Origin of the sequence: Lacrimispora sp. 38-1, from assembly GCF_049890855.1 — a bacterium.
GTDB lineage: Bacteria > Bacillota > Clostridia > Lachnospirales > Lachnospiraceae > Lacrimispora.
The window spans coordinates 1-1,721 of the sequence record NZ_JBANEW010000049.1; the positions used below are offsets into that span (position 1 = coordinate 1).

Here is a 1,721-nt window from a genome sequence, read left to right on the forward strand (position 1 = left end):
TTTGGTGTGCTACCTGTCAAGAGGACAATAAAAAACTATAAATTTTTGTATCGTCAGCCATGTTATTGGCTGGCGATATTTTTTATGCTGCTTTTACATATAGATTATGAAATTCCATAGGTGTCTTTACATTTAGTTTTCTTTGAAGCCTTTGATTATTATAGTAATCTATATATTCCATTATGGCATTTATCAGAGTTTCTTTATCAGTGAAACGATGGCCGTAATACATTTCTCTCTTTAAAATCCCCCAGAATCCTTCCATAGGGCCGTTATCAATACAGTGTGCTACTCTGGACATACTTTGTTTCATGTGATGAGTTCTTAAACGATTATAAAATTGCGTACTTGTATATTGAAAACCTCGATCACTATGGAACAGAGGATGTGCATCTGGTTCTAGATGAACTGCATCATCAAAAGTATCCATGACCAGTGGATTATCGTTATGATCGTTGATTTTAAAAGTGACAATTCTACGGTCATATAAATCCAAAATGGCACTTAAATATATCTTGTGTACTTCTATTCCAATGTAGTATTTAAATTCTGTGACATCAGTCAGCCATTTCTCATTAGGTTTATCTGCATGGAACTCACGATGGAGATAGTTCTTTGCGACATGATCAGGATTCCTATCACCTCTGGTACAACTTTTTGGCTTCCATTTGATATTGGATTTGATTTCGAATTTTCTACATATGCGGAGAACTCTTTTGTCATTTACATGAATTCCACTATGTCCATCCAATTCATCACGAATACGGCGATACCCCATGTCTGGGTGCTGCTCATGTATCTTTTTTACTTGGGATGAGATGTATTCATTTTGTATCTCATTATTACTCTTTGGATGTTTTAACCAATGGTAATACGCAGAACGTGTGATATTAAGATATCTGCATAGCCTGTCTACAGGATATCCTTTGCTTGAGGCCAGCTCTTTAATAGCCTCATATGCAGCAAGACGATGAATTAAAGATAACGATCCCTCCTTTCCAGATCTCTGACTTTTTTTAATAGATCATTCTCCATTTGTAAATCATTATTCTTGCGTTCCAACTCTGCAATCTTATCTCGTAATTCTTCTTCCGGACTTCGACTTGGCAGTGAGCCGATACGACGACCGCGCCGATCTTCTAGACCTTTTATTCCTATTTTCTCATAGTGAATAACCCAGTTACGAACCTGCTGATATGAACAATTATATTTAAGTGCTGTTGCCCCATAATTCTTGTTGTTTTCCAAACAATCATTTACTATTGCAAGCCGTTCTTCAGGCGTTGCTGTTCTTGCTTTCTTCATGTATGCACCTCCGGTGGATTCTTTTAATTCTCCACCAGAATTATACACCTTAATCCAATCACTGAGTTGTTTACGAGAACGAATATCATACTTTTGACAGATGTCATTTTCAGAACCATTTCCATTGAGATATTCATTAACTGCAGCTATCTTTAGTTCTTTTGAATAACTTCTGTTTTTCGGTTGATTAAGTAGTCCGGTAGGACCTTCCGACTTATAAATTCTAACCCATCTTTGTACACTTTGATAAGCAATACCTAAACAATTACCAGCTTGTCTGATGCCTAGCTTACCACTAAGATACTGTTCCACAATCTTTACTTTTTCTACTGGATCAATTTTACTTTTTCTGGACATAGAAATACCCCCATATAGGACTTTTATATTTCATTGTCCTATATAGGGGTAGCATATCA

At 36.2% G+C, this 1,721-nt stretch carries 2 protein-coding genes; both read right to left on the reverse strand.

The window, feature by feature from the left end:
• Window positions 1-82: 82 nt before the first annotated feature.
• The gene (locus V7D18_RS10840; protein ID WP_426154234.1) at window positions 83-1,021 is read right to left on the reverse strand and encodes an IS3 family transposase; all 939 of its coding nucleotides are present in this window, start codon (window positions 1,019-1,021) and stop codon (window positions 83-85) included.
• On the reverse strand, window positions 976-1,662 hold the full coding sequence (locus V7D18_RS10845) for a transposase (protein WP_426154232.1): 687 nt from the start codon (window positions 1,660-1,662) through the stop codon (window positions 976-978). Before V7D18_RS10845 ends, V7D18_RS10840 begins: the two co-directional genes overlap by 46 nt.
• Between the last annotated feature and the right edge of the window lie 59 nt (window positions 1,663-1,721).

What these genes read in the sequence shown, in the direction of transcription:
- V7D18_RS10845 (WP_426154232.1), bottom strand. Translation starts at nt 1,662, where the DNA reads ATGTCCAGAAAAAGTAAAATTGATCCAGTAGAAAAAGTAAAGATTGTG.